Annotated in this window: 15 protein-coding genes; 11 read left to right on the forward strand and 4 right to left on the reverse strand. The window is 67.8% G+C overall.

Annotated features, from left to right (window positions below; translation table 11 throughout):
* Positions 1 to 5: 5 nt before the first annotated feature.
* Together ACWD4O_RS01035 and ACWD4O_RS01040 are read left to right on the forward strand one after the other, a co-directional pair.
* Positions 6 to 1,070, forward strand: a complete 1,065-nt coding sequence (locus tag ACWD4O_RS01035) for a lytic polysaccharide monooxygenase auxiliary activity family 9 protein (protein ID WP_451276129.1) — start codon at positions 6 to 8, stop codon at positions 1,068 to 1,070.
* Positions 1,071 to 1,553: 483 nt separating this feature from the next.
* Positions 1,554 to 3,284, forward strand: a complete 1,731-nt coding sequence (locus ACWD4O_RS01040; RefSeq protein ID WP_451276131.1) for a TlrC/CarA/OleB/SrmB family ABC-F type ribosomal protection protein — start codon at positions 1,554 to 1,556, stop codon at positions 3,282 to 3,284.
* Between the two features lie 82 nt (positions 3,285 to 3,366).
* On the opposite strand, the gene ACWD4O_RS01045 is transcribed toward ACWD4O_RS01040, so the two are convergent.
* Positions 3,367 to 4,356 (reverse strand): acetylxylan esterase, encoded by a 990-nt coding sequence (locus tag ACWD4O_RS01045; protein WP_451276133.1) that lies wholly within the window; start codon positions 4,354 to 4,356, stop codon positions 3,367 to 3,369.
* 271 nt (positions 4,357 to 4,627) lie between these two features.
* Here ACWD4O_RS01045 and ACWD4O_RS01050 point away from each other — a divergent pair, with 271 nt between their 5' ends.
* From ACWD4O_RS01050 to ACWD4O_RS01075, 6 genes are all read left to right on the forward strand, one after another.
* Complete coding sequence (locus tag ACWD4O_RS01050) at positions 4,628 to 5,617, forward strand: ABC transporter permease (RefSeq protein ID WP_451276135.1); 990 nt, start codon at positions 4,628 to 4,630, stop codon at positions 5,615 to 5,617.
* Complete coding sequence (locus ACWD4O_RS01055) at positions 5,614 to 6,528, forward strand: carbohydrate ABC transporter permease (protein WP_451276137.1); 915 nt, start codon at positions 5,614 to 5,616, stop codon at positions 6,526 to 6,528. The genes ACWD4O_RS01050 and ACWD4O_RS01055 overlap by 4 nt, the downstream gene beginning before the upstream one ends.
* A 33-nt stretch (positions 6,529 to 6,561) precedes the next feature.
* The gene (locus tag ACWD4O_RS01060) at positions 6,562 to 8,223 is read left to right on the forward strand and encodes an ABC transporter substrate-binding protein (protein ID WP_451276139.1); all 1,662 of its coding nucleotides are present in this window, start codon (positions 6,562 to 6,564) and stop codon (positions 8,221 to 8,223) included.
* Positions 8,220 to 9,728 carry a GH39 family glycosyl hydrolase gene (locus tag ACWD4O_RS01065; protein ID WP_451276141.1) on the forward strand — a complete coding sequence of 503 codons (1,509 nt, stop codon included), beginning with the start codon at positions 8,220 to 8,222 and terminating at the stop codon, positions 9,726 to 9,728. Before ACWD4O_RS01060 ends, ACWD4O_RS01065 begins: the two co-directional genes overlap by 4 nt.
* A gap of 103 nt (positions 9,729 to 9,831) precedes the next feature.
* Positions 9,832 to 10,515, forward strand: a complete 684-nt coding sequence (locus ACWD4O_RS01070) for a hypothetical protein (protein WP_451276143.1) — start codon at positions 9,832 to 9,834, stop codon at positions 10,513 to 10,515.
* Complete coding sequence (locus ACWD4O_RS01075) at positions 10,512 to 12,557, forward strand: beta-galactosidase (RefSeq protein ID WP_451276145.1); 2,046 nt, start codon at positions 10,512 to 10,514, stop codon at positions 12,555 to 12,557. The genes ACWD4O_RS01070 and ACWD4O_RS01075 overlap by 4 nt, the downstream gene beginning before the upstream one ends.
* Here ACWD4O_RS01075 and ACWD4O_RS01080 read toward each other — a convergent pair.
* The 3 genes from ACWD4O_RS01080 to ACWD4O_RS01090 all read right to left on the reverse strand — a co-directional run bounded on the left by ACWD4O_RS01080 (position 12,551) and on the right by ACWD4O_RS01090 (position 19,144).
* Positions 12,551 to 14,614 (reverse strand): alpha-glucuronidase, encoded by a 2,064-nt coding sequence (locus ACWD4O_RS01080; RefSeq protein WP_451276147.1) that lies wholly within the window; start codon positions 14,612 to 14,614, stop codon positions 12,551 to 12,553. The genes ACWD4O_RS01075 and ACWD4O_RS01080 overlap by 7 nt on opposite strands.
* A 91-nt stretch (positions 14,615 to 14,705) precedes the next feature.
* Positions 14,706 to 15,230, reverse strand: a complete 525-nt coding sequence (locus tag ACWD4O_RS01085; protein ID WP_451276149.1) for a hypothetical protein — start codon at positions 15,228 to 15,230, stop codon at positions 14,706 to 14,708.
* Between the two features lie 110 nt (positions 15,231 to 15,340).
* Complete coding sequence (locus ACWD4O_RS01090; protein WP_451276151.1) at positions 15,341 to 19,144, reverse strand: GH92 family glycosyl hydrolase; 3,804 nt, start codon at positions 19,142 to 19,144, stop codon at positions 15,341 to 15,343.
* Positions 19,145 to 19,551: 407 nt separating this feature from the next.
* On the opposite strand from ACWD4O_RS01090, the gene ngcE reads away from it, so the two are divergent.
* The 3 genes from ngcE to ACWD4O_RS01105 all read left to right on the forward strand — a co-directional run bounded on the left by ngcE (position 19,552) and on the right by ACWD4O_RS01105 (position 22,941).
* A complete protein-coding gene (gene ngcE, locus ACWD4O_RS01095) occupies positions 19,552 to 21,015 on the forward strand; it encodes an N-acetylglucosamine/diacetylchitobiose ABC transporter substrate-binding protein (protein WP_451276153.1) in 1,464 nt (487 codons plus the stop codon).
* A gap of 64 nt (positions 21,016 to 21,079) precedes the next feature.
* Positions 21,080 to 22,006 carry a carbohydrate ABC transporter permease gene (locus tag ACWD4O_RS01100; RefSeq protein WP_451276155.1) on the forward strand — a complete coding sequence of 309 codons (927 nt, stop codon included), beginning with the start codon at positions 21,080 to 21,082 and terminating at the stop codon, positions 22,004 to 22,006.
* A gap of 2 nt (positions 22,007 to 22,008) precedes the next feature.
* Positions 22,009 to 22,941 (forward strand): carbohydrate ABC transporter permease, encoded by a 933-nt coding sequence (locus ACWD4O_RS01105; protein ID WP_451276157.1) that lies wholly within the window; start codon positions 22,009 to 22,011, stop codon positions 22,939 to 22,941.
* Positions 22,942 to 23,591 lie beyond the last annotated feature (650 nt).

Raw genomic sequence — 23,591 nt, forward strand, 5'->3', positions numbered from 1 at the left:
CTGTCATGATCACGCCAGAACCCAAATCCAGGTTACGCACCCGAGCCCTCCTCCTCGTCCTCCTGGCCCTGCTGGCCACGGTCCCGGCCCTCGGCCTGATCGTCACGACCGGCGGCAAGGCCGAGGCTCACGGCACCCCCATGAAGCCCGGCAGCCGCACCTTCCTGTGCTGGCAGGACGGACTGACCGACACCGGTGAGATCAAGCCGGTCAACCCGGCCTGCAAGAACGCGCAGCAGGTAAGCGGTACCACACCGTTCTACAACTGGTTCTCCGTGCTGCGCTCCGACGGCGCGGGCCGCACCCGCGGCTTCGTGTCGGACGGTCAGCTGTGCAGCGGCGGCAACGCCAACTTCACCGGATTCAACGCGCCGCGCAGCGACTGGCCGCTCACCCACCTCACCTCGGGCGCGACCGTCGACTTCTCCTACAACGCCTGGGCCGCACACCCGGGTTGGTTCTACGTCTATGTCACCAAGGACGGCTTCGACCCGACCCGGACCCTCACCTGGGACGACATGGAGAACCAGCCCTTCCTCTCCGTCGACCACCCGCCGCTCAACGGCAGTCCGGGCACGGTCGAGGCCAACTACTCCTGGACCGGCCAACTCCCGGCCAACAAGTCCGGACGGCACATCATCTACATGGTCTGGCAGCGCTCCGACAGCGCCGAGACCTTCTACTCCTGCTCGGACATCGTCTTCGACGGGGGAAACGGAGAGGTAACCGGTATCCACGAACCGGGCAACCCGACCGAGCCCGTCCCCGGCACATGCACCGCCACCCGCAGGACGACCAACAGCTGGAACGGCGGCTACCAGTCCGAGGTGACCGTCACCAACTCCGGCGACGTCCCGATGCTCGGCTGGATGGTCGACTGGACGCTGCCGACCGGCCAGTCGGTGGTCAGCCTGTGGAACGGCAACGCCACTTACAACGGACAGGCGGTGATGGTCCATAACGCCGACTGGAACGGCTCGTTGAGTCCGGGTCAGAGTGCGACGTTCGGATACGTCGTCTCCGGCTCGGGCGGTGACAGTGCCATAAGCCTTCCCTGTCGGGTCGGTTGAGCGACAGCCGCTCTGGGCGGACCCGGTGGGCAGCGAGCCGTGCGCCCACCGGGTCCGCGAGCCGGGCCGGCCCCAAGGGGGGAATGGGGCGGTCCGGGGTGTCCCCGCCCGGGCGATGCCACGGGTCGGGAGGTGCATGTGCGCGACAACGTTGTCTCGATGACGCATGCCGACTCTATCGGCTCAACCCGTGTAGTGGCCAACCGAGTTGGCGAGCATCGGCCGAAAACGCGTTGCCCGGTACTAGCGCGGTCGCATACCGTCCTGCCCATGGGAACTCTGTGATCGCCCCCCGCCCGACCGCGTAGAGCAAGGCTCCGCCATCGCGCACTGTTTCCGCTGCAGCACACAGCACAGCTGTAGCGCACAGCAACAGAGCGCAGCGCAGTTGTAGAGCAACGCTCCGCCGTCGTGGCGCGCCGATTCCTTTTCGAATCCGTTCCATCGGCCTTTTCCCGCTTGGCCGAGAACAGGGGCTTCCCCATGCGTGCGCCAACCTCTTCGCCGTCCTCGAGCCGATCCCTGGCAGACCGGCCGACCTCGCTCGCCCGCACCTCCCATGCCTCCCACTCCTCCACCTCCGCACAGCTTGCCCTGCACGGCGTCACCAAGCGCTACGACGATCGCACCGTGCTCGACCAGGTCTCGTTCAGTCTCGCCCCCGGCGAGAAGGCCGGCGTCATCGGTGACAACGGGGCCGGAAAGTCCACGCTGCTCCGTCTCCTCGCCGGCGACGAACGTCCCGACATCGGGGAGGTCACCGTGGTCGCGCCGGGCGGAACCGGTTACCTCGCCCAGACCCTGGGGCTGTCCCCGAAGGCCACGGTCCAGGACGCCGTCGACCTGGCGCTGACCGAGCTGCGCGCGATCGAGGCGGCGCTGCGGCGCACCGAGGCCTCCCTGTCCGAGACGGCCGAGGGCGTCGAACTCGACGCTGCCCTGGCCAGGTACGCCCGACTGACCGCGCGTTACGAGGCGCGCGAAGGCTACGGCGCGGACACCCGCGTCGATACCGCGCTGCATGGACTCGGTCTGCCGGGACTCGCCCGGGACCGGCGTCTGGGCACGCTCTCCGGCGGTGAACGGTCACGGCTGGCGCTGGCCGCAACGCTGGCGTCCCGCCCGGAGCTGCTGCTGCTCGACGAGCCGACCAACGACCTCGACGACCGGGCCGTCGGCTGGCTCGAGGATCATCTGCGGGCCCATCGTGGAACCGTTGTCGCGGTCACCCACGACCGGGTGTTTCTGGAACGGCTTACCACCACTGTCCTGGAAGTGGACGGGGGCCGTGTAACCCGCCATGGAAACGGTTACGCCGGTTACCTCGTCGCCAAGGCTGCCGATCGCCGTCGGCGGCAGCAGCAGTACGACGAGTGGCGGGCCGAGCTCGACCGCAGCCGCCGGCTGGCCGAATCCAACGTGACGCGCCTGGACGCCATCCCGCGAAAGTCGGCGAAGGCCGGCTTCGGTCATGGCGCTTTCCGTGCGCGGGGTCGCGCTCACGGCGCGATGAGCCGGATCCGCAATGCCAAGGAGCGGACCGAGCGGCTCACCGCGCGCCCAGTGTCGCCGCCGCCGGATCCGCTGACCTTCGCCGCCCGCATCGACACCGCGGGCAACACCGGCGACAGGCCGGCCGCCCTGCTCGACGGCGTGTCCGTGGAAGGCCGGTTGGCCGTGTCGGCACTACGGCTCGGCGCTGCCGAACGGCTGCTGGTCACCGGCCCCAACGGCGCGGGCAAGAGCACGTTGTTGCGCGTCCTGGCCGGTGAACTGCGGCCGGACACGGGAACGGCGGACGTTCCCGGCCGGGTCGGTCACCTGCGGCAGGAGGGGGTGCCGTGGCCGCCCGGGCTGAGCGTGCTGGCCGCGTTCGCCCACGGCCGCCCCGGCGACCGGGACGAACACGCCGACCGGCTGCTCTCGCTCGGCCTGTTCGAGCCTAGCCAACTTGGGCTGCGCATCGGTGAGTTGTCGTACGGGCAGCGACGGAGGATCGAGCTCGCCCGGCTGGTGAGCGAGCCGGTGGACCTGCTTCTGCTGGACGAGCCCACGAACCACCTCTCGCCGTCCCTGGTGGAGGAGTTGGAGGAGGCGCTGACCGGCTACGCGGGGGCCCTGGTGCTGGTCACCCACGATCGACGGATGCGCGCGCGGTTCACCGGTTCGCGGCTGGAGCTGAACGAGGGGGTCGTTGCCGCCGGCGGGCGGTGAAGTGAGTCGGGCCCGGCGTGAAGTGAGTCGGGCCCGGCGTGAAGCGGGTCGGGCCCGGCGGCGAAGTGAGTCGGGCCCGGTCTCAGCCGGTCAACTGCTGGGGCAGCCAATGGAGTTGTCGTCTCACCTGTTCGCCCTCGCCGCCCTCGTGCCCGTTGAACGGATACGCGTGGATCTCCTTCCGGGGATCCACGCCGCTCAGCTCTCCGTACCGGTTGAACGCGGCGTACGCCCCACTCGGCGGACAGACCGTGTCGCGCAGGCCCGTGCCGAAGTGGGCCGGGGCGTGGGCACGGCGGGCGAAGGAGACGCCCTCCACGTAGGAAAGCGTGCGGTAAGCGGCTTCTTCAGTGCCGCGGTGGACGGAGAGGTACGCGGCGATCTCACCGTACGGACCCGCGTCGGTGAGGTCGAGGGCACGCCGGATGCCGCACAGCAGCGGGGCCGTGACGAGGACGGCGGCCAGGTCGGGGACGAGGCCCGCGACCGCGAGGGCGAGTCCGCCGCCCTGGCTGTTTCCGACGGCGACTGTGCGGGCGGGGTCGACGCCGGGCAAGGTGCGGACCGCCGTCACCGCACGCACCGCGTCCGTGATCAGACGGCGATAGTGGTAGTCCTGCGGAGCGAGGAGACCGCGGACGGCCGGCCCGGGGCCACCGGGCGCGGCGGAATGCGGGTCGGGCGTGACGCCCCCGTCGCCGTACTGGTCGCCCTGGCCGCGATTGTCCATCAGCAGATGCGCATACCCGGCGTTCACCCAGGTCAGCCGCTCATGGGGGAGGCCGCGGCCGCGTCCGTACCCGATGTACTCGACAACTGCCGGAAGCGGTTTCCGTACGCCGGACGGGCGGCTGAACCAGGCCCGCACCGGATCCCCCGCGAAGCCCCGGAACGTCACGTCCCAGGTCTCTGAGAGACGGAGACCGGTTTCGACGGGATGCGCCGACACCAGTGGGTCCCGCTGGTCGGCCTCCTTCAGGGTTCCACTCCAGAACACGTCGAAGTTGGCGGGCTCGGCAGGCTCGGGGCGGTGGTGTTCCAGCTCCGGCAGTGGCAGGTCGAACGCGGGCACGGGCACACCTCTCAGGGGTCGCGGCCGATCGATCGTTGCGTAGATCATCCAGAAATTTGCGGAGGACGGTAGCACTCGACTTCCCCGTTCTACCCCGCCCGGGAGGGATTCCAACGCCCCACTACGTCCCACCAGTCCACCGTGCAGCACCCATTGACAGCGCTTTCCGTGTGCCCTTACGTTGCCGCAGAGTTACCGGTAAGGGCACGAAAGTTTCGAGATGACGCGCTGAGAGTCGAGCGTTTCGAAGAACGCCCCGGGAGGCCAGAGGATGAGCACCTCCACCACATCGGCCCCGTCCGCAGGAACCCAGGACCCGCCGCCGAAGACCCGGCACGGTCCCGCGCGGCCGGTCGTACGCCGCAGCTGGCGGCGTGCGCTGCGCCGGGACTGGCAGCTGTACTCACTGGCCGTGCTGCCGCTGCTGTTCTTCCTGGTCTTCCGTTACCTGCCGATGATCGGCAATGTGATCGCCTTCCGCCGCTTCGAACCGGGAGGTTCGATCCTGGGGGAGCAGTGGGTGGGGCTGCGCTATGTGCGGATGTTCCTGACCGACCCCACCTTCTGGCAGGTCTTCCGCAACACGTTGTGGCTCGGTGCGCTGACGCTGGTGTTCTGTTTCCCCATACCGGTCGTCCTGGCGCTGCTGCTCAACGAGGTACGCCGACGTTCGCTGAAACGGTTCGTGCAATCGATCTCGTACCTTCCGCATTTCCTGTCGATCGTGATCGTCGCGGGCATCACGATGCAGATGCTGGCCACGGACGGCCCGGTCAACCACGTCCTGGGCCGGCTCGGCCAGGATCCGATCCGCTTCATCCAGGAACCCGGATGGTTCCGCACGGTCTATGTCGGCTCGGAGATCTGGCAGACCGCCGGCTGGGGCACGATCCTCTACCTCGCCGCGCTCACCACGATCGACGAAGACCTCTACGAGGCCGCCCGCATCGACGGAGCGAACCGCTGGCGGCAGATCTGGCACGTCGCCCTGCCCGGGATCCGCCCCACCATGATCACGCTGCTGATCCTCAACATCGGCACGTTCATGGCGGTCGGTTTCGAGAAGGTCCTGCTGCTGTACAACCCGTTGACGTATCCGACGGCCGACGTGGTCTCCACCTATCTCTACCGAGCCGGCGTCGAGTCCAACAGCTTCAGTTACGCGGCAGCGATCGGCCTGTTCGAAGCGATCATCGGCCTGGTGCTGATCACGAGCGCCAACCAGTTGTCACGTCGCACGACGGGGACGAGCCTGTGGTGAGCCTCCTGACCTCCCGTGCGCCGCGTCCGCGCACGTCCGTGAACCAGCCCACGCGTGGGTACCGCGTTTTCCAGGGCGTCAACGGCGTGATCCTCACCCTGGTAGTGCTGGTGACCCTCTATCCCTTCGTCAACATCGTCGCCCGGTCCTTCAGCGGCGAACGCCAGATCCGTGCCGGTGAAGTGACCCTGTTGCCGAAGGGGTTCAATCTCACCACTTACAGAATCGTTTTCCAGGACTCCATGTTCTGGCGCAACTACGGAAACACCGTGCTCTACACGGTCTTGTCCACCGTCGTCGCCATGGTGCTGACGACCTGTTACGCCTACGTCCTGTCGAAAAGAAACCTCAAGGGACGGGGCGTTCTCGTCGGCGTCGCCGTGTTCACCATGTTCTTCACGGGTGGACTGATTCCCAACTACGTCCTGGTCACCAGCCTCGGTCTGAAGAACTCCGTCTGGGCGATCGCCCTGCCCAACGCGATCAGTGTCTTCAACCTGCTGGTGATGAAGGCGTTCTTCGAGGGCTTGCCGACCGAGCTCGAGGAGGCCGCGGAGATCGACGGGCTGAGCACGTACGGCATCCTGCTGCGGATCGTGCTGCCGCTGTCCAAGGCGGTCATCGCGACCATGGTGCTGTTCTACTCGGTGTCCTTCTGGAACTCCTGGTTCTCGGCGTACCTCTACATGGACCGGACCGAGCTCATGCCGGTCACCGTCTATCTGCGCAACATCATCTCGGGTGCCACCACGGGCGGTAACGCCGGTGCCGGAGTCGAGCAGCTCAGTCAGGTCGGAGCGAACATCCAGGCGGTCACGATCGTGCTGACGTCGCTGCCCATCCTCTGCGTGTACCCGTTCGTCCAGCGCTACTTCGTCTCGGGCGTGACCCTCGGCGCGGTCAAGGGCTGAGAGCCGTACCTCTTACGGAACAAGGGAGTATCCGTGAAGAACGCAGGTCAGCTGTCACGACGCCAGATCCTTTCCGCCGCGGGCTTCATCGGCCTCGCCACGCTCACCGGCTGCGGCAGCGGCGACGACGGAGGGGACTCGGACTCCAAGGACCTTTCCAAGAAGCAGAATGGAGCGATGAAGGAGTACCGCGCCGGTCAGCAGTTCAAAGCGTCGAAACCGCTTTCGTTCTCCGTTCTGCACAACAACAGCCCGAACTATCCGATGAAGGACAGCTGGCTGTTCTGGAAGGAACTCACCCGGCGCACCGGTATCACCCTGAAGCCGATCGCCGTCCCGCTCAGCGACTACGAGAAGAAGCGCAGTGTTCTCATCGGCTCGGGCGACGCCCCGTTCCTGATTCCCAAGACGTACCACCCGTCGGAGGCCGCCTTCGTGTCGTCGGGCGCGATCCTCCCGGTCAGCGAGTACGTGCACCTGATGCCCAACTTCCAGGACAAGATCAAGAAATGGAAGCTGGAGCCGGAGATCGACTCCATCCGGCAGTCCGACGGCAAGTACTACCTCCTCCCCGGTCTGCACGAAAAGGCCAAGTCCGGCTACTCGATGTCCTTCCGCACGGACGTGCTCGACAAGCTCGGTCTGAGCCTGCCCACCACCTGGGACCAGGTCTACGACGTCTTCAAGGCGATCAAGGCCGAATACCCGGACCGCTACCCCTTCACCGACCGCTGGAGCACCAACACCCCCTTCCCCGCAGCGGCGTTGCTCAGCTACCTGGGCCAGGCCTACGGAGTGAAGGCAGGCTGGACCTACGACAACATCAGCTTCGACTCGAAGGCGGGGGAGTTCGTCTTCACCGGTGCCACGGAGGGTTACCGGCAGATGGTCGAGTTCCTGAGAAAGCTGGTCGCCGAGAAGCTCATGGACCCGGAGAGCTTCACCCAGACCGACGACGACGCGGTGCAGAAACTGCTGGGCGAGAAGTCCTTCGCGATCAGCGCCAATCCGCAGGAACTGGTCCAGAACTACCGCTACAACCTGGAGAGGCAGGTCAAGGGCGCAAAGATCGAGATGGTGCCGGTGCCGCTCGGCCCGGCCGGCCCGGTGGTGATGGGCGGCGTCCGGCTGGAGAACGGGCTCATGATCTCCACCAAGGCCCTCAAGAGCGACACCTTCGTGGCGATGATGCAGTTCGTCGACTGGCTCTGGTACTCGGACGAAGGCCAGCGATTCTCCAAATGGGGTGTCCAGGGAACCACCTACACCTACACCGACGGCCAGTACAAGCTGGAACCCGGCATCAGCCTCATGGGCTCCGATCCGGACGCCCCGAAGGACATGCAGAAGGACTACGGTTTCTACAACGGCGTCTTCACCTACGGCGGCAGCTGGGCACTGGTCTCCTCCTCCTTCAGCCCGGACGAGAAGAAGTTCCAGGACGCGATGGCTCAGCGCCGACAGCTGCCCATCGACCCGGCCCACCCGCTCCAGTCCGTGGAGCAGGAGCAGGCCTCGCTCTGGGACACCCCGCTCAGGGACCACGTCACCCAGAACATGCTCAAGTTCGCCCTCGGCAAGCGGCCACTGTCCGAATGGGACGACTACGTCACCGAGCTGAAGGCCAAGAACATGGACCAGCTCGTCGGCCTGCACAACAAGGCGCGTGAACGCTTCAAGAAGGAAAACGGGTGATCCGCGTCCCCGCCGACCCGACGGGCCGGCTCTCCGACGCCTGGCGGCTGTGCGTCGGCACCGGCCGCCTCGAACTCGCCCTGCGCCGCGACTACCAGGACTCCCTCGCCGTGCTTCAACGCGACATCGGTTTCCGGTACATCCGCGGCCACGGCCTGCTCAGCGACGGCATGGGTGTACACCGCCCGTACGACCACGAGGGCGCGCGCCGTATCCACCACTCCTTCACCTACGTGGACCAGGTCGTCGACGCGTATCTGGCCGCCGGCCTCCGCCCGTTCCTCGAACTCGGCTTCATGCCGAGCGAGTTGGCCTCCGGAACGCAGACCGTCTTCTGGTGGCGCGGCAATGTCACCCCGCCCCGTTCCCACCGGGAGTGGGCCGACCTGGTGCGCGCCACCCTCGCCCACCTCGTCGACCGCTACGGCCTCGACGAGGTCCGCAGCTGGCCGATCGAGGTGTGGAACGAGCCCAACCTGATCGACTTCTGGCAGGACGCGGACGAACAGGCGTACCACCGGCTGTACGAGGTCACCGCGCACGCCGTGAAAGAGGTGGACGCCGGTCTCCAGGTCGGGGGCCCGGCCATCTCCCCCGGTGCCGACGACTGGCTGGACAGGTTCGCCGAGTTCGCGGAACACCGGGACGTGCCCGTCGACTTCGTCTCGAAGCACGCCTACACATCAGGCCCCGCGCAGCACGTACCGTTCGGCGTCCACCAGACGCTGGCCCCGGCCTTCGGCCTCCTCGACCAGTTCGCCACGCCCCGCGACCGTCTCAAGGGCACCCGGCTGGCCGAACTGCCGGTGCACATCACGGAGTTCAACTCCTCCTACCGTCCCGACAACCCCATCCACGACACCGCTTTCCACGCCGCCTACCTGGCCCCGGTGCTCGCGCACGGCGGCGACCACGCCGACTCGTTCTCGTACTGGACGTTCAGCGACATGTTCGAGGAAACCGGTGTCCCCACAGCCCTCTTCCACGGCGGATTCGGACTGCTCACCCACCGGCAGATCAGGAAACCGACCTACCACCTGTACGCCTTCATGGCTCGCATGGGCCCCGACCTGCTGGCCCGCGGCGACGACCACCTGATCACCCGCCACCCCGACGGCCGGGTCACGGTCCTGGCCTGGGCACCTGTCGACCCGACCGGCCGGACGCCCGGCCCCGACCGGCACACACTGCGCCTGTCCCTTCCGGTCGCGGCCCGAGAGGTCTTCGTCCGCCGGTCCACCGTCGACGAGGAGCACGGAAACGCCTACACCGCCTGGCGGCGCATGGGCAGCCCGCGCTCGCCGAAGCCCGGACAGCTGGACGTCCTGCACGAGGCCGCCGAGCCCGCCCGCAGCCACCGGCGGCTGCCCGTGCGGGAAGGCCGCGCCGAGCTGGACCTCACCCTGGCCCGCCACGAGATCACCCTCGTCGAGCTCACCCCGGTCGCCGACGAGACCCCGCCCTGGTGGGACGAACGACGACTGCTCGGCAGGACAGCGTCATGAGCAACCAGGCGGTCTGCCTCGTAACCGGTTTCTCTCGTTACCGCCGCTGCAACCGCTGCAACCGTTGCAACCGCTGCACCCGGTCGGCGGAGAGGAAGTTCTCATGAGCACCGTGGACACCGTGGGATTCGGCACCGGCCTGCTCTCCCGCGTCGCCGCCCTCCTGCACACCCTCCTCATCGTCGAGGCCCTGCTCCTGGCGACGGCCGCCCCCGGTCTCGTCGGTCTGCTCTTCGTGGGCCCAGACCCGGCCAACCTCCCCCTGGCCGCCCTCTGCCTGCTGCCGCTCGGTCCGGCAGCCTCCGCCGCGCTGTACGCCCTGCACCACCGCAGCCGCGACCTCACCGACCTGCACCCGGCCCGCGCCTACGGGCGGGGCTGGCGTCTCAACGCCCTGCCCGTACTCAAGCTCTGGGTGCCCCTGCTGGCCTGGCTGACCGTGATCGCCTTCACCCTCACCCACTTCGCCGCGACCGGACTGCCCGGCTGGTGGGCGGTGCTCCTCGGGGTCATCGGTGTGGCCTCCCTGCTCTGGGGGGCCCACGCGCTCGTCCTCACCTCGTTGTTCACGTTCCGCGCCCGCGACACCGCCCGCCTCGCCGCGTATTTCCTGCTCCGCCGAGGCGGCGCCACCCTCGGCGCGGCCTCCCTGCTCGTCCTGGCCGGCGGACTGACCGCCCTGCTGACGGAGGCCCTGCCCGCTCTGCTGGCCGCACCGCTGCTGCTTTCCCTGCTGCAGTCGAGCCGCACGGTGATCGTCGAGACCCAGGAGGACTTCACCGCATGACCGCGCCCGACACCGGAAACGACGGCCGACTCCCGCGCACCGGCAAGATCCCGTACGGCGGCGACTACAACCCCGAACAGTGGCCGCAGGACTTCCAGGACGAGGACCACCGCCTCTTCACCCAGGCCGGCATCGACACGCTCACCGTCGGAGTCTTCATCTGGTCGCTCACCCAACCCGCCGAGGACGTCTACGACTTCACGGTTCTCGACGGCATCCTCGACCGCGCCGCCGCCGAAGGCCGACAGGTCTGCCTCGCCACCGCGACCGCCGCACTCCCGCCCTGGCTCGCGAAGAAGTACCCCGAGGTCAACCGCACCGACTTCGAGGGCCGCCGCCACCGCTACGGCCAACGGCACAACTTCTGCCCCAGCTCGCCCGCTTACCGCAGACTGTCCACGGCCCTGGCCGACCGCCTCGGCGAACGATACGCAGCACACCCGGCGTTGCTGGCCTGGCACATCAACAACGAGTACGGCGGCGCTTGTTACTGCGACCTGTGCGCCGACGCATTCCGAGTCTGGCTGCGCGACCGGCACGGCACACTCGACGCCCTCAACGACGCCTGGTGGACGACGTTCTGGTCGCACCGCTACACCGACTGGGACGAGATCGAGCCGCCGAGCGCCCTCACCGAGCACTGGCGCGGCCCCGACCACACCGCCTTCCAGGGCATCACCCTCGACTACCAGCGCTTCATGACCGACGCCCTGCTCGGCTGCTTCATCGCGGAGAAGAAGGCCATCCGCGTCCACGACCCGGACACGCCCGTCACCACCAACCTCATGGGCGCCTACCGCCCGCTCGACTACCACCGCTGGGCGCCCCACCTCGACTTCGCCTCCTGGGACAACTACCCGCCCCTCGACGCCCCGCCCACCCGTCCGGCTCTCGCCCACGACCTGATGCGCGGCCTCAAGGACGGTGCCCCGTTCTGGCTGATGGAGCAGACCCCGTCGACCACCGCCTGCCGGGACGTCAACCCCCTGCGCCGCCCCGGTGAGCTCCGCCTGGCGACCTGGCAGGCCATCGCCCATGGCGCGGACGCAGCTCTGTACTTCCAGATGCGTGCCTCACGCGGTGCCTGCGAGAAGTACCACGGCGCGGTCATCGGCCACGAGGGCCGCGACGACACCCGGGTCTTCACGGAAGTCTCCCACTTGGGAAGGGAGTTGAGCGAGCTGGGCGCGGTCACCCTCGGTGCCCGGACCCCGGCCCGCATCGCTCTCCTCTTCGACTGGGACAGCTGGTGGGCCCTGGAGATCTCCGACGGCCCCTCGCGACTGGTCCGCTACCCGGACGTCGTGCACAGTTACTACCGTGCCGCCCGCGAGGCCGGCGCGGACGTGGACGTCGTGGCGGTGACCGCCGATCTCACGGCGTACGACGTGGTCCTCGCACCGGTGCTCCACCTGGTCAAGGGAGATCTGGCGGCCCGCCTGGAGGCGGTGGCCCGACGTGGGGGAACCGTTCTCACGACGTTTCTCACTGCTCGGTCCGATGAGCACGACCGTGCTTTCCTCGCCGACGTCCCCGGCCCGCTCGCCCCCCTCATGGGCATCCGCGTCGACGAATGGGACGCACGGCCGGAAGACGTCGTACAGCCCGTGGAACTGGGGGAGCTCACCGCTCAGGCGCGTCTCGTCTTCGAGATCGTGCAGCTGCGCGGCGCCGAGGCTGTCGCCGTTTACGGTACCGATTTCTACGCGGGCACCCCGGCCGTGACCCGCAACGACTTCGGTGCGGGAGAAGCGTGGTACGTGGCGACAGCCCTCGACCAACCCGGCGTCGACCATGTCGTGCGCCGCGTCCTCGCCCGCCACGATCTGGTGGGCCCCTACGCCGACCACCGCACCGTCGAGACCGCCACCCGCGTCGCCCCCGACGGTGCCTGCCTCCTCTTCCTGCTCAATCACGACGTCCGACCGGCACACTTGTCCGCTCACGCCACCGCCACCGACCTCGTCACCGGCAAACGGCTCGACCAGGGCGAGGCGCTGACGCTGGACCCGCTGGGCGTGGCCGTCCTGCGACTTCAATAGATCGTGCGCCCTTGCTCATCCGGGACTCCGGACTTGCGCAGGAAATAGCTGTTCACCTGGTCCCGCCACTCCCGTGCGCTGCGCACCTGCTCCTCGTACCGTTCCGCCACGCGTGCATACCACGCCGGTTCCACCAGGTCCGCGAGGCCCGCCCACACCCGGCGGGCCTCCTCTGCTTCCTCGACGCCCTCGAAGTGCGTGTCGTAGATGTGCTGGACAACCGTTTTCCCACTCCTCAGCACATGCCCGTACGGCACGTGGTGGAAGAACAGCAGCAGCTCGTCGGGGCACGAGTCGGGCGACTCGTACAGCTCGGCCCATGCCTTGGCGTACTGCGCCGCGTATCCGGTGCCGGTCACCGCGCTGCGGTCGACGCCGACGCCGTCCCGGTCCGCGAAGTGGTACGTCCCCCAGGGGCTGTACTCGTAGCCGTCGACACCGGGGCCGTAGTGATGTCCCGGCTGCACCATGAAGCCGACGCCCAGCGGGGCGGTGTACTTCTCGTACGTTCGCCAGGAGCCGTGCAGCACCGTGCGCAGCCCCTCGACCAGCCGCTCGGGGGCGGACGGGAAGGTGAGCGCGATCCACTCGTCCAGGATCCGACGCGCATCGGCGTCCGGCTGCCAGGCGAGTCGGCCGAAGGTGTAGAGGTTCGCTTGGGCCAGCGGATGCCCGGTCCAGAACGGGTCGTCGCCCACGTTGGACACCGCCACCAGCCCGCCGCGCGCCAACTCGCCGACCGCCGGGCCCTGTTCGCCGTCCGGCCGGAAGCGCAGCACCTCGCTCCACATCGGCCCGAGCCAACACACGTGCCGCTGCTGCCCGGTGTACTCCTGCGTCGCCTGTACCTCCAGGGCGACCCGCGTTCGCGGCAGCGCGCCGAGGACCGGTGACACCGGCTCGCGTACCTGGAAGTCCATCGGCCCATGCTTCACCTGGAGCACCGCGTTGGCGGCGAACTCCCCGTCCAGCGGGGCGAAATGGTCGTAGGCGGCCCGCGCCCGGTCCGTCGAACGATCCCGCCAGTCCTGGCGGTGGTCGTACACGAACGCCCGCCAATGGACCGTGCCGCTGTACGGGGCGAGAGCGGAGGCCAGCATGTTCGCGCCGTCCGCATGCGAACGGCCGTAGGTGAACGGGCCAGGCTGGCCCTCCGAGTCGGCCTTCACCACGAACCCGCCGAAGTCGGGGATCGCCGAGTACACCCCGCGCACGGCCTCCGCCCACCAGCCGCGCACCGACTCGTCCAGCGGATCGGCGGTGGAGAGTCCGCCGAGCACGATCGGCGCGGCGAAGGTCACCGACAGATGTGTGCGGATCCCGTACGGTCGCAACGCCCCTGCGATCCGGGCGACTTCGTCGATGCGGTCCGTGAGGAGGTGCGCCTCGGTCGCGTGCACGTTGACGTTGTTGACCGACACGGCGTTGATCCCGCAGGCCGCGAGCAGCCTGCCGTATGCCCGTACCCGCTCCAGTCGCCCACGGGCCTGTCCGTCCTGCCAGAACAGCGAGCCGCCGGCGTACCCACGCTCCACCTGGCCCATGACCGGATGCACGGCCACGTTGTCCCAGTGGTCCAGCATCCGCAATGCGGTCGCAGGGCGGTGCACCTCGCGCTCCCGCGCACCCCGGAAAGCGTCCTCACCGAGCCGCACGACGTGGAACAGCCCGTACAGCAGCCCGCGTTGACCGCATGCCGTGACCGTGGTCGTTCCGCCGGAACGCTCGAAGACGAAGCCCTCGTCACCGAGATCCCCGAGATCACCGAGATCACCGAGATCCCCGAGATCGCTCACGTCGTGGCGATCGCCGGCCTCAACAGGGATCCCGGCGGCACCGGCCACACGCAGCACGAGGTCGTACGGGGCACCCGAGGCGTCCCGTACGACCTCTCCGCCGAACTTCCCGCCAGCGTAGGCCAGTTCACCCTGCACCGTGTCCACCAGTGGCCCCGAGCCGTGGATCAGTGTCCGCCGGGCCCCCACCGGCCGGAACGCTTCCGGCGGCAGCCAGGCGGGGTCGACCCCCTCGGGCAGGACGGGCACGGTGATCGGCATGGTCCCTCCAGCGGTGCGGGCTTGCCCAGGACCCGCCCGCTCGTAGTCGATCGTGATCGGCCGTGATCCCTGGGCATGGCCGGACGAGCTTCTAGGCGACGGCCGCTCCGGTGCCGCGCGCGGCACCGATGAGGTCGGTGAGCCCGGCGTCGTCGTACACGGAAATGTCGACGTAAGCGCCTTCCGGGATGTCGAAGTCCTCGACCTCGTAGTCCAGCACCGCCGTGGTCCCGGGCGGGCTGAACGTGCCCAGGCTGTGGCTCGTGCCCCCGGATGTGTAGCTCACCTTGACGTAGAAGGTGTCGCTGTCGTTGGCGGTGTCGTACACCCACAGCTTCTCGTCGTTCGGATGGAACTCCACCTTGCCGACGAAGGAGCCGGAGTTGATCAACTCCAGCTTCACGGCGTAGCCGCCGGCGTCGTTCGCGAAGTAGGTGTTGTCGAACGGGTCGGTCAGGTTGCCGCCGCTGCACGGGCAGTTGTCGGTGTCGTAGTAGTACGCATGGAACGTCGGGTTCGGGCTGTACGCCTGGGCCGGAGCCGCCGTGGCGAGAAGGGCCCCCGCTCCCAGCGCCGCACCCGCGAACAGTCCGGTGACCCGTCTGATGATGCTCATAACCGCTTTCCCCCTCCATCACGGACTGCCCGACGCGCCTGTGGGCAGCCTGATGATTTTGGAACACCGGTGACGCCCGGTACACCAGGCCATCGCTGTTGGTTACCAGATCATGACAACAGCTCGACCTCCGCCAGGCGCGCTTCGCTGTCGAGGACCAGTCGGTAGTGCCCGTACGCGCCAGGCCGGGCGATCGTGAAGACCCGTGTCTGCCGGTCCCATCGGAACATGTCCCCGGAGCTCGACGCCGAGCGCCGGTCCAGATCGGTCCACGTCAGTCCGTCTGCGGAGCCCTGAAGGGTCCAACTTCCCGGAGCCTGCGTGTGATCGGCGGACGTCAGCGTGTACTGCACCGCCTTCGCACCCGCGCCGACCGGCAGGTCGAGTGTCCCGGAAACCGTTTCCTGCGTCGCCGACGTGTCGTCGAACAGTGCGCCCGCGCCCTTGAGCACGTCCTCGCGTGGTGTCGGTGCCTTGTCGTCCTGGGTGATCGAGACCGGAGCAGCCGTCTTGCCGGTTCCCCAGGCCGACGGTCGCGGTCCCATGTCGAACTCCAGGACGCCGCCCTTCGCCAGGAGCGTGTGGGGGAGCGAAGTCGACGTCCAGGAACGGCCGTTGACTTTCAGCCCCTGCACATAGACGTTCTTCGCGCTGTTCTTCGGGGCCTTCACCACCAGATCCTTGCCGTTCTCCAGGTGCACGGTCGCCTTGGTGAACAGCGGTGAGCCGACGGCGTATTCGCCGCTGCCCATCACCAGCGGGTAGAAGCCGAGGGCGGAGAACAGATACCAGGCCGACTGTTCGCCGTTGTCCTCGTCGCCGTGATAGCCCTGTCCGATCGCGCTGCCGGTGTAGAGCCGGGCGAGCACCTCGCGGGACTTGGCCTGGGCTTTCCAGGGCTGCCCGGCGGCGTCGTACATATAGATCGCGTGATGGGCGACCTGGTTGGAGTGCCCGTACATGCCCATCCGCACGTCCCGTGCCTCCGTCATCTCATGGATGACCCCGTTGTACGAGCCCGCGAACTCGGGGGAAGCGGTTTCCGGGGTGGCGAAGTAGCTGTCGAGTTTCTTCGCCAGACCGTCGCGGCCGCCGTAGAGGTTGGCCAGACCCCGGCTGTCCTGCGGGGCGGTGAAGGCGTAGCCCCAGCCGTTGGTCTCGGTGTAGTCGTAGCCCCATACGCGCGGGTCGTAGTCCTCCGAGGTCACACGCCAGCCGCCCTGCTCGTCCTTCCCCTGGAAGAACCCGGCCTTCGCGTCGAAGAGGTGGACGTAGCCCTGCGCGCGGTTGAGGAAGTAGTCGGCCTCCTCCTGGTAGCGCTTCTCGCCGGTCTGCCGGTACAGGGCCTGGCCCATGCGGGCGATGCCGTAGTCGTTGAGGTAGCCCTCCAGCGCCCACGAGAGGCCCTCGTGCGTGGCCGTGCTCGTGTAGCCGAGGAAGGGAGAGGTGGCCATGCCCTTGCGGCCCACCCCCGAGTCCGGAGGCACGACCGTCGCGTTCTTCAGGGCGGCCTCGTACGCCGCCTTCGCGTCGAAGCCGACGCCCTTGACGAACGCGTCCGCGAAGGCCACGTCCGACGAGGTGCCGGTCATCAGGTCCGCGTAGCCGGGTGAGGACCAGCGCGACGTCCAGCCGCCGTCCTTGTACTGCTGCACGAAGCCGTCGGTCAGCACACCTGCCTGAGTGGGCGTCAGCAGGGCGTAGGCCGGCCAGGTCGTCCGATAGGTGTCCCAGAAACCGTTGTTCACATACACCTTGCCGTCGACGATCTTCGCGCCGGTGTGCGTCGGAGTGTCGGGACCCTGCATCGGTGAGAAGGGCGACGCGTACTGGTGCTTCGAACCGACCTTCTCGAAACCGGAGTTGGGGTACAGATACAGCCGGTAGAGGCTGGAGTACAGCGTGGTCAGCTGATCCTGGCTCGCACCCTCGACCTCCACCGTGCCCAGGAGCTTGTCCCACTGCTGCTGGGCACGCGAGCGGACCGTGTCGAAAGCGGTTCCCTCCGGGATCTCCTGGCGGAGGTTGTCACGGGCCTGGTCGACGCTGATGAGCGAGGTCGCCAGGTGCAGGGTGACCGTACGGTCGGCGCCCGCATCGAAACGTAGGTAACCCTTTACCCCACTCGACGCCCCGTCCGTCACCGGCGCGTCGAACTCCCCGTACACGAAGAGCCGGGTCGCTCCCGTCGACAGCCCCGACTTCACGTCCGAGTAACCGCTTACGACTCCGGCTTCCTCGTCGAGCGTCAGCCCCGCCTGATCGGTGACGTTGTCGAAGACGACGCTCGCGTCCGCACCCGGGTAGGTGAAGCGCAGGGCGGCCGCGTGGTCGGTCGGTGCCATCTCCGCCGTGAGACCGTTCTCGAAACGTACTCCGTAGTAGTACGGGCGGGCGGTTTCGTTCGCGTGCCGGAACGGCAGCGCCCGGGCCGTCCGGCCGGTGTCAGGAACGCCGGCCGCGGCGGACGGCATCACCTGGAACGTCTGGCGGTCGCCCATCCACGGACTCGGCTCGTGACTCGCGCTGAACGCCTGGATCGTCGGCAGGTTGTCCGCGTTGTTGGCGCGGGCGTAGTCGTACAGCCAGCCCAGCGAGGACGCGTTCGTCACCGGGGTCCAGAAGTTGAAGCCGTGCGGCACGGCTGTCGCGGGAAACGTGTTTCCGCGCGAGAAGCTTCCGCTGGAGTTGGTGCCGCGCGTGGTCACCGCGTAGTCCGACAGATGCGCCTTCTCCACCTCCGGGGCGGCCGTGCGCAGCGCGATGTCGTCCACCCAGCCCCGGAACCGGGCCGGTCCGCCGGGGGAGTCGTAGGCCACGAGGATGCGGTCGACCGTCTTCCCGGCCGCCACCGCCCCGATCCCCGACACCACGTCGTTCCACTGGTTGACGTACAGCACCTTGGCGGCCCCTTGCCCGCGGGGCGACACCGGGAAGCCGTACTGATCGCTCGCCCCCAGGCCGCTCAGATACGTTCCGTCCGTGAACGCCAGATCCACGGAAACGTTTGTGGCGGCGTAGTCCCGGTCGCCTTCCGCCATCGAGGGGAAGATCCGGTACGCCAGCTGCGTACGCGAGCCCACCCGGACGTTCACGTCGAAGACCTTGTTGTACGAGTACGCCCGGCCGGAAGCGGTGTGCCGGCCGGCGTAGCGCAGTGCCCGCCGCCCGGTGAAACCTGCGCCTGCCTTCGCGGTCGGCGAGCCGCTCGGGCCGCGGTCGACGACGGTGAGCATGTCCGGCGGAACGGGCCCGTCGCTCCCGCCCGTGCCGAACCGCACGTCGGCGAGCTGCAGGATCCCGGCACCATGATTCTTGGTGACCTCCAGCCGGTAGTGCCGGTACTCGGCCGGGGCCGCGACACTGTACGTGCGGGTCTGGAACCGCTCGGGGAAGGACTCCCCGGAGCGGGTGTCCAGGGGTGTCCAGGCGGTGCCGTCCGTCGAGCCCGACAGCGTCCAGTCGGCCGGGTCGCGCTCGGCGAAGTCATTGGCGGAGGTGAGCGCGTAAGCGCTTACGCGCACAGGTTCCTCGAGATCGAACTCCACCCACCCGGTGGCGGCGAACGTCAGCCACTTGGTGCTCGCCTCGCCGTCGACGAGGTTGTCCTTCACCTCGCCGCCGGCCGCGTTCTCCGCGCTCGCCCGGACGTCGGTGACCCGGTCGGTCACCTCGCCCGGGAGCCCGCCGCCGTAGCCGCCGTCGACCCCCGAGGCGCGCTTGCCGCCGCCGGGCGTGGTGTCGACCGTGCTCAGCCAGTCGGGGGCTCGTTGGCCGGCTTCGAAGGACGAGGCGAAGCCCCGGCCGGGGAAGGGGACCGGCGACGGCAGCGCCACCGCTGTTTCCGCTGTGCCGACCGTCATGATCAGAGCAGCCGTGACCCCGGCCGCCCGCAACCGTCCGAACCGCTGCATGCGTGAGCACCCTCCCCGCGCGCCGACAACGCCTCGGACAACGTTGTCCTCCTGGTTGCGCAGGAATCAGTAGGGAGCCAAGTGGACAGTGATGTCAAGGATGTTGATTGCGCCAGACGGGGCTCATGTCATGCAATTTTCCGGCAAGGTGCCCACCGGTCCTTCATATTTCCGGGAGGTCTCAACTCGGAAAAGACCAACGGCCAACCTTGCATTCGATCTTGCTCCGTCGACCAGGAGTGGACTATACCTGTCGGCAATTCATCGTCGAAGCGTCGATACATCCGTCCGCCGAGATCGTCGTAACCGTCGAACCACGTGATCCGCACGACCCTGCTTGACCTGACCGCGGTGCCGGGAAGGATCCGGTGCACCGCCTGAGTCCTGGAGAAGGCGAGGACTTGAGCATGGGATCCCACACCGAGAACAACGGCTCTGAGAACAACGGCTCCGCTGGTGTCGGCCGCAGAGACCTGATCAAGAGGTCGGCGGCACTGGGCCTGATCTCCGTCCCCACGATGGGCTTTCTGTCTGCCTGCGCCAGCAGTGGCGGGGGCGACGAGGACAAGGCCGCGGCCGGGAAGAAGACCGCGAAGAACCCGCTCGCGGTCAACGAAACCGCCCAGCTGGAATTCGTCCTGTTCGACGGCGGTTTCGGCAAGGAGTACGCCGAGGACGCCGTGAAGATCTACGAGAAGAGCTTCCCGAAGGCGAAGGTCAAGTTTTCGGCCACCCAGAAGATCCAGTCGACGCTGCAGCCCCGTTTCAACCAGGGCACCCCGCCGGACCTGATCGACAACTCCGGCGCCGAGCAGATGGACATGGGCGTCCTGGTCGGCAAGAGCCAGCTGGCCGACCTCACCCCGCTCCTCGACGCCGCCTCCTACGACGACCCGAACAAGAAGGTCCGCGACACGCTGCGCCCCGGCATCGTCGAGATGGGCCAGTTCGACGGCGACCCGGTCTGGATCATGTACTACGCCTATACCGTTTACGGCGTCTGGTACTCGCAGAAGGCCCTGGACTCGCTCGATGCCACGTACCCGGAGACCTGGGACGAGATGCTCGCGGTCTGCGAGAAGGCCAAGAAGAAGGGCATGGCAGGCTGGACCTATGCGGGCAAATACCCCTACTACATCCCCTTCTCGCTGTACCCGATGATCGGCAAGGTGGGCGGCCGTGAGGTCCTCGACGCCATCGACAACCTGGAGCCGAACGCCTGGAAACACCCTGCGGTGAAGGCGTGTTTCGACGCCTACTACGAGCTTTACAAGAAGGGTTACATCCTCCAGGGCACCCCGGGCCTGGACCACATCCAGTCGCAGACCGCGTGGGCCAAGGGCAAGGCCCTGTTCATCCCCAACGGCTCCTGGGTGGAGAACGAGTCGGCGAACGTCATCCCGAAGGACTTCGATCTGGCCGTTTCCGCGCCCACCGGCATCGACTCCTCCGACAAGATGCCCTTCGGCACCATCTGGGCCTCCGGCGGCGAGCCGTTCGTCATCCCGGCCAAGGCGAAGAACGCGCCGGGCGGCATGGAACAACTGCGCATCATGCTCAGCGAGGCGTCCTCGAGGAACTTCACCTCCAAGGTCAAGTCGCTGACCGCGTACAACGGCGGCACGGACGGCATCACGCTCACCCCGGGCCTGAAGTCGGGCGTCGCCGCGCTGGACAAGGCCGGCGACAACGTGGTGAATCCGCGTATGCAGGACTGGTACGTCCAGCTGCAGAAAGAGAAGATCGGTGTTTCCGGTCTCGGCGAGATGATGGCGGGCCGGCTCACCCCGGCCGAGGCGATCAAGAAGATCCAGGGATACGCCGACGAGGCGGCCAACGATTCGACGATCAAGCATTACAAACACCAGTGACGGCGAGAATCACGGCGAAGCGGCCATAAGCAGGCGAAGCAGCGACATAAGCACCGGAGTGGTGATGCAGCACGGCAAGTACCGGTTCATCGTGGGGTTCCTGGCGCTGCCCCTGGGACTGTACGCGCTCTTCGTGGTGTGGCCGTTCATCCAGTCCATCTACTACTCGTTCACGGACTGGACCGGTCTCAGCCCCGAATTCAAGATGGTCGGCCTGGACAATTACCGGAGGATGCTGGACGACGAGATCTTCTGGAAGTCCTTGCAGCACAGCTTGATGTTCGCGCTCGTGCTGCCGCTGGTGACGATCAGTCTGGCGCTGTTCTTCGCCTTCATGATCAATGTCGGTGGACGGAGAAGGAAGGGCGGCCCGGCGATCTCCGGCGTCCGGGGCTCTTCCTTCTACAAGATCGTCTACTTCTTTCCGCAAGTGCTCTCGATCGCCATCGTCGCGCTGTTGTTCGCCTTCGCGTACAACCCGGACAGCGGTGCGATCAACTCGTTTCTGCGGGGGATCGGGCTGGACGCCATCCAGCCCCTCTGGCTCGGCGACCCGGACCTCGCACTGTGGTGCGTGATGGCGGTGCTCGTCTGGTCGACGGTCGGTTTCTTCGTCGTCCTGTTCTCGGCGGGCATGGCCTCCATCCCGGCCGATCTGTACGAGGCCGCGCTGCTGGACGGCGCGAGCCGGGCCGCGACGTTCTTCCGCATCACCCTGCCGCTGCTCTGGGACACCGTGCAGTCGGGCTGGGTCTACATGGGCATTCTCGCGCTCGGCGCGGAGTCGTTCGCGGTCGTGCAGATCATGACGACCGGGCCGGGCGGCCCCGACTACTCGACCACCGTCATGGTCCTGTACGTGTACCAGAAGGCGTTCCGTGACGGGCAGGCCGCCTACGCCACCACCATCGGCGTCGCCCTGCTCATCGTGACGCTGGCCTTCGCCGCGGTCGTGCTGCGACTCGGACGGCGCGAGCGGCTGGAGTACTGACGATGAAGACGACCGAAACCCCCGCGCCCCTGCCGGCCGAGTCAGGCTCCGGCGTCCGCATCACGAAGGTCGACCCGTCCCCGGGAAAGCCGCAGCCGGAGAAGAAAACGGAAGGAAAAGCCCTCAACGTCTTTTCCCACGGCATCCTGATCGTCTGGGCGATCATGGTCGTGCTGCCGTTGCTCTGGGCGGTGATGACCTCTTTCAAGGACGACAGCTCCATCTTCGGCTCGCCCTGGTCGCTGCCGGACAAGCTGCACTTCGACAACTGGTCGCGGGCCTGGACCGAAGCCAACATGAGCGACTACTTCCTCAACACCGTTCTGGTGGTGGGCGGTTCACTCATCGGCACGCTGGTCCTGGGCTCCATGGCGGCCTACGTCCTGGCCCGCTTCGACTTCCCCGGTAACCGGTTCATCTACTTCCTCTTCATCGGCGGCATGAGCTTTCCGATCATGCTGGCGCTGGTCCCGCTGTTCTACGTCGTGAACAACATGGGGCTGCTCAACACCATCCACGGCCTGATCCTCGTCTACATCGCCTACTCGCTGCCGTTCACGGTGTTCTTCCTGACGGCCTTCTTCCGCACGCTGCCCACGTCGGTGGCGGAGGCGGCCTTCGTGGACGGCGCCTCGCACAGCCGTACGTTCTTCCAGATCATGCTGCCGATGGCCAAGCCCGGCCTGATCAGCGTCGGCATCTTCAACTTCCTCGGCCAGTGGAACCAGTACATGCTCCCCACGGTCCTCAACACCGACCCCGACAAGCGCGTCCTCACCCAGGGCCTGGTCCAGCTGGCGGTCAGTCAGGGCTACAAGGGCGACTGGTCGGGCCTGTTCGCGGGCCTGGTGATGGCGATGCTGCCGGTGCTGGCCGCGTACATCGTCTTCCAGCGCCAGGTCGTGCAGGGTTTGACCGCGGGGGCGATGAAGTAGCGACGCGTCGGGGGTCGGCGGCACACGTCGAGTGTGCCGCGGAGGCACGGCGGACGAGGCCGGGCCCCGGCCCTACGGGTGTGGGGCGAGCGGCGTGGGGCGACTCGGAAGTCCGCCCGGACTCGGCCGAGTCCGGGCGGACTTCGGCCGGGGTCTTCGCCCGCTCCCCCCCCCGCGCCCGCTCCCCCCGCGGCCCATGCGGCCGCGGCCCCGGCCGTCCCGGTGGGCCCCCAGCGCCGGACCGCCGCGCAGCACGGCGTGCCATTCGCGCTCCCGAGATCCTCAGCGCTCCTCCGCGCCCCTTCGCCCACCCGCCTCGCCCACCGGCCCGCCCCCGCACGGCATCGACGCAAGGCCATGCCGCCCGCACCCTCGCCGTCCTGTCCGGACCACGCGGCCCGCGCTCTCGCCGCTCTGTCCGCACCCTCGCTGCCCCGCCTTGCCCGCACCGCGCCGGCCTGGGTCAGCGGGCCCTCGCCGCCCCGTCCCGACCAAGTCGGCGGCCGACACCCTCACAGTCCCCGTCCGGACCACCTCGGCCGTTGTCCTCGCCGTCCCGTCCGGACCACCTCGGCCGTTGTCCTCGCCGTCCCGTCCGGACCACCTCGGCCGTTGTCCTCGCCGTCCCGTCCGGACCACCTCGGCCGTTG

The sequence above is a fragment of the Streptomyces sp. NPDC002623 genome (genome assembly GCF_053592635.1).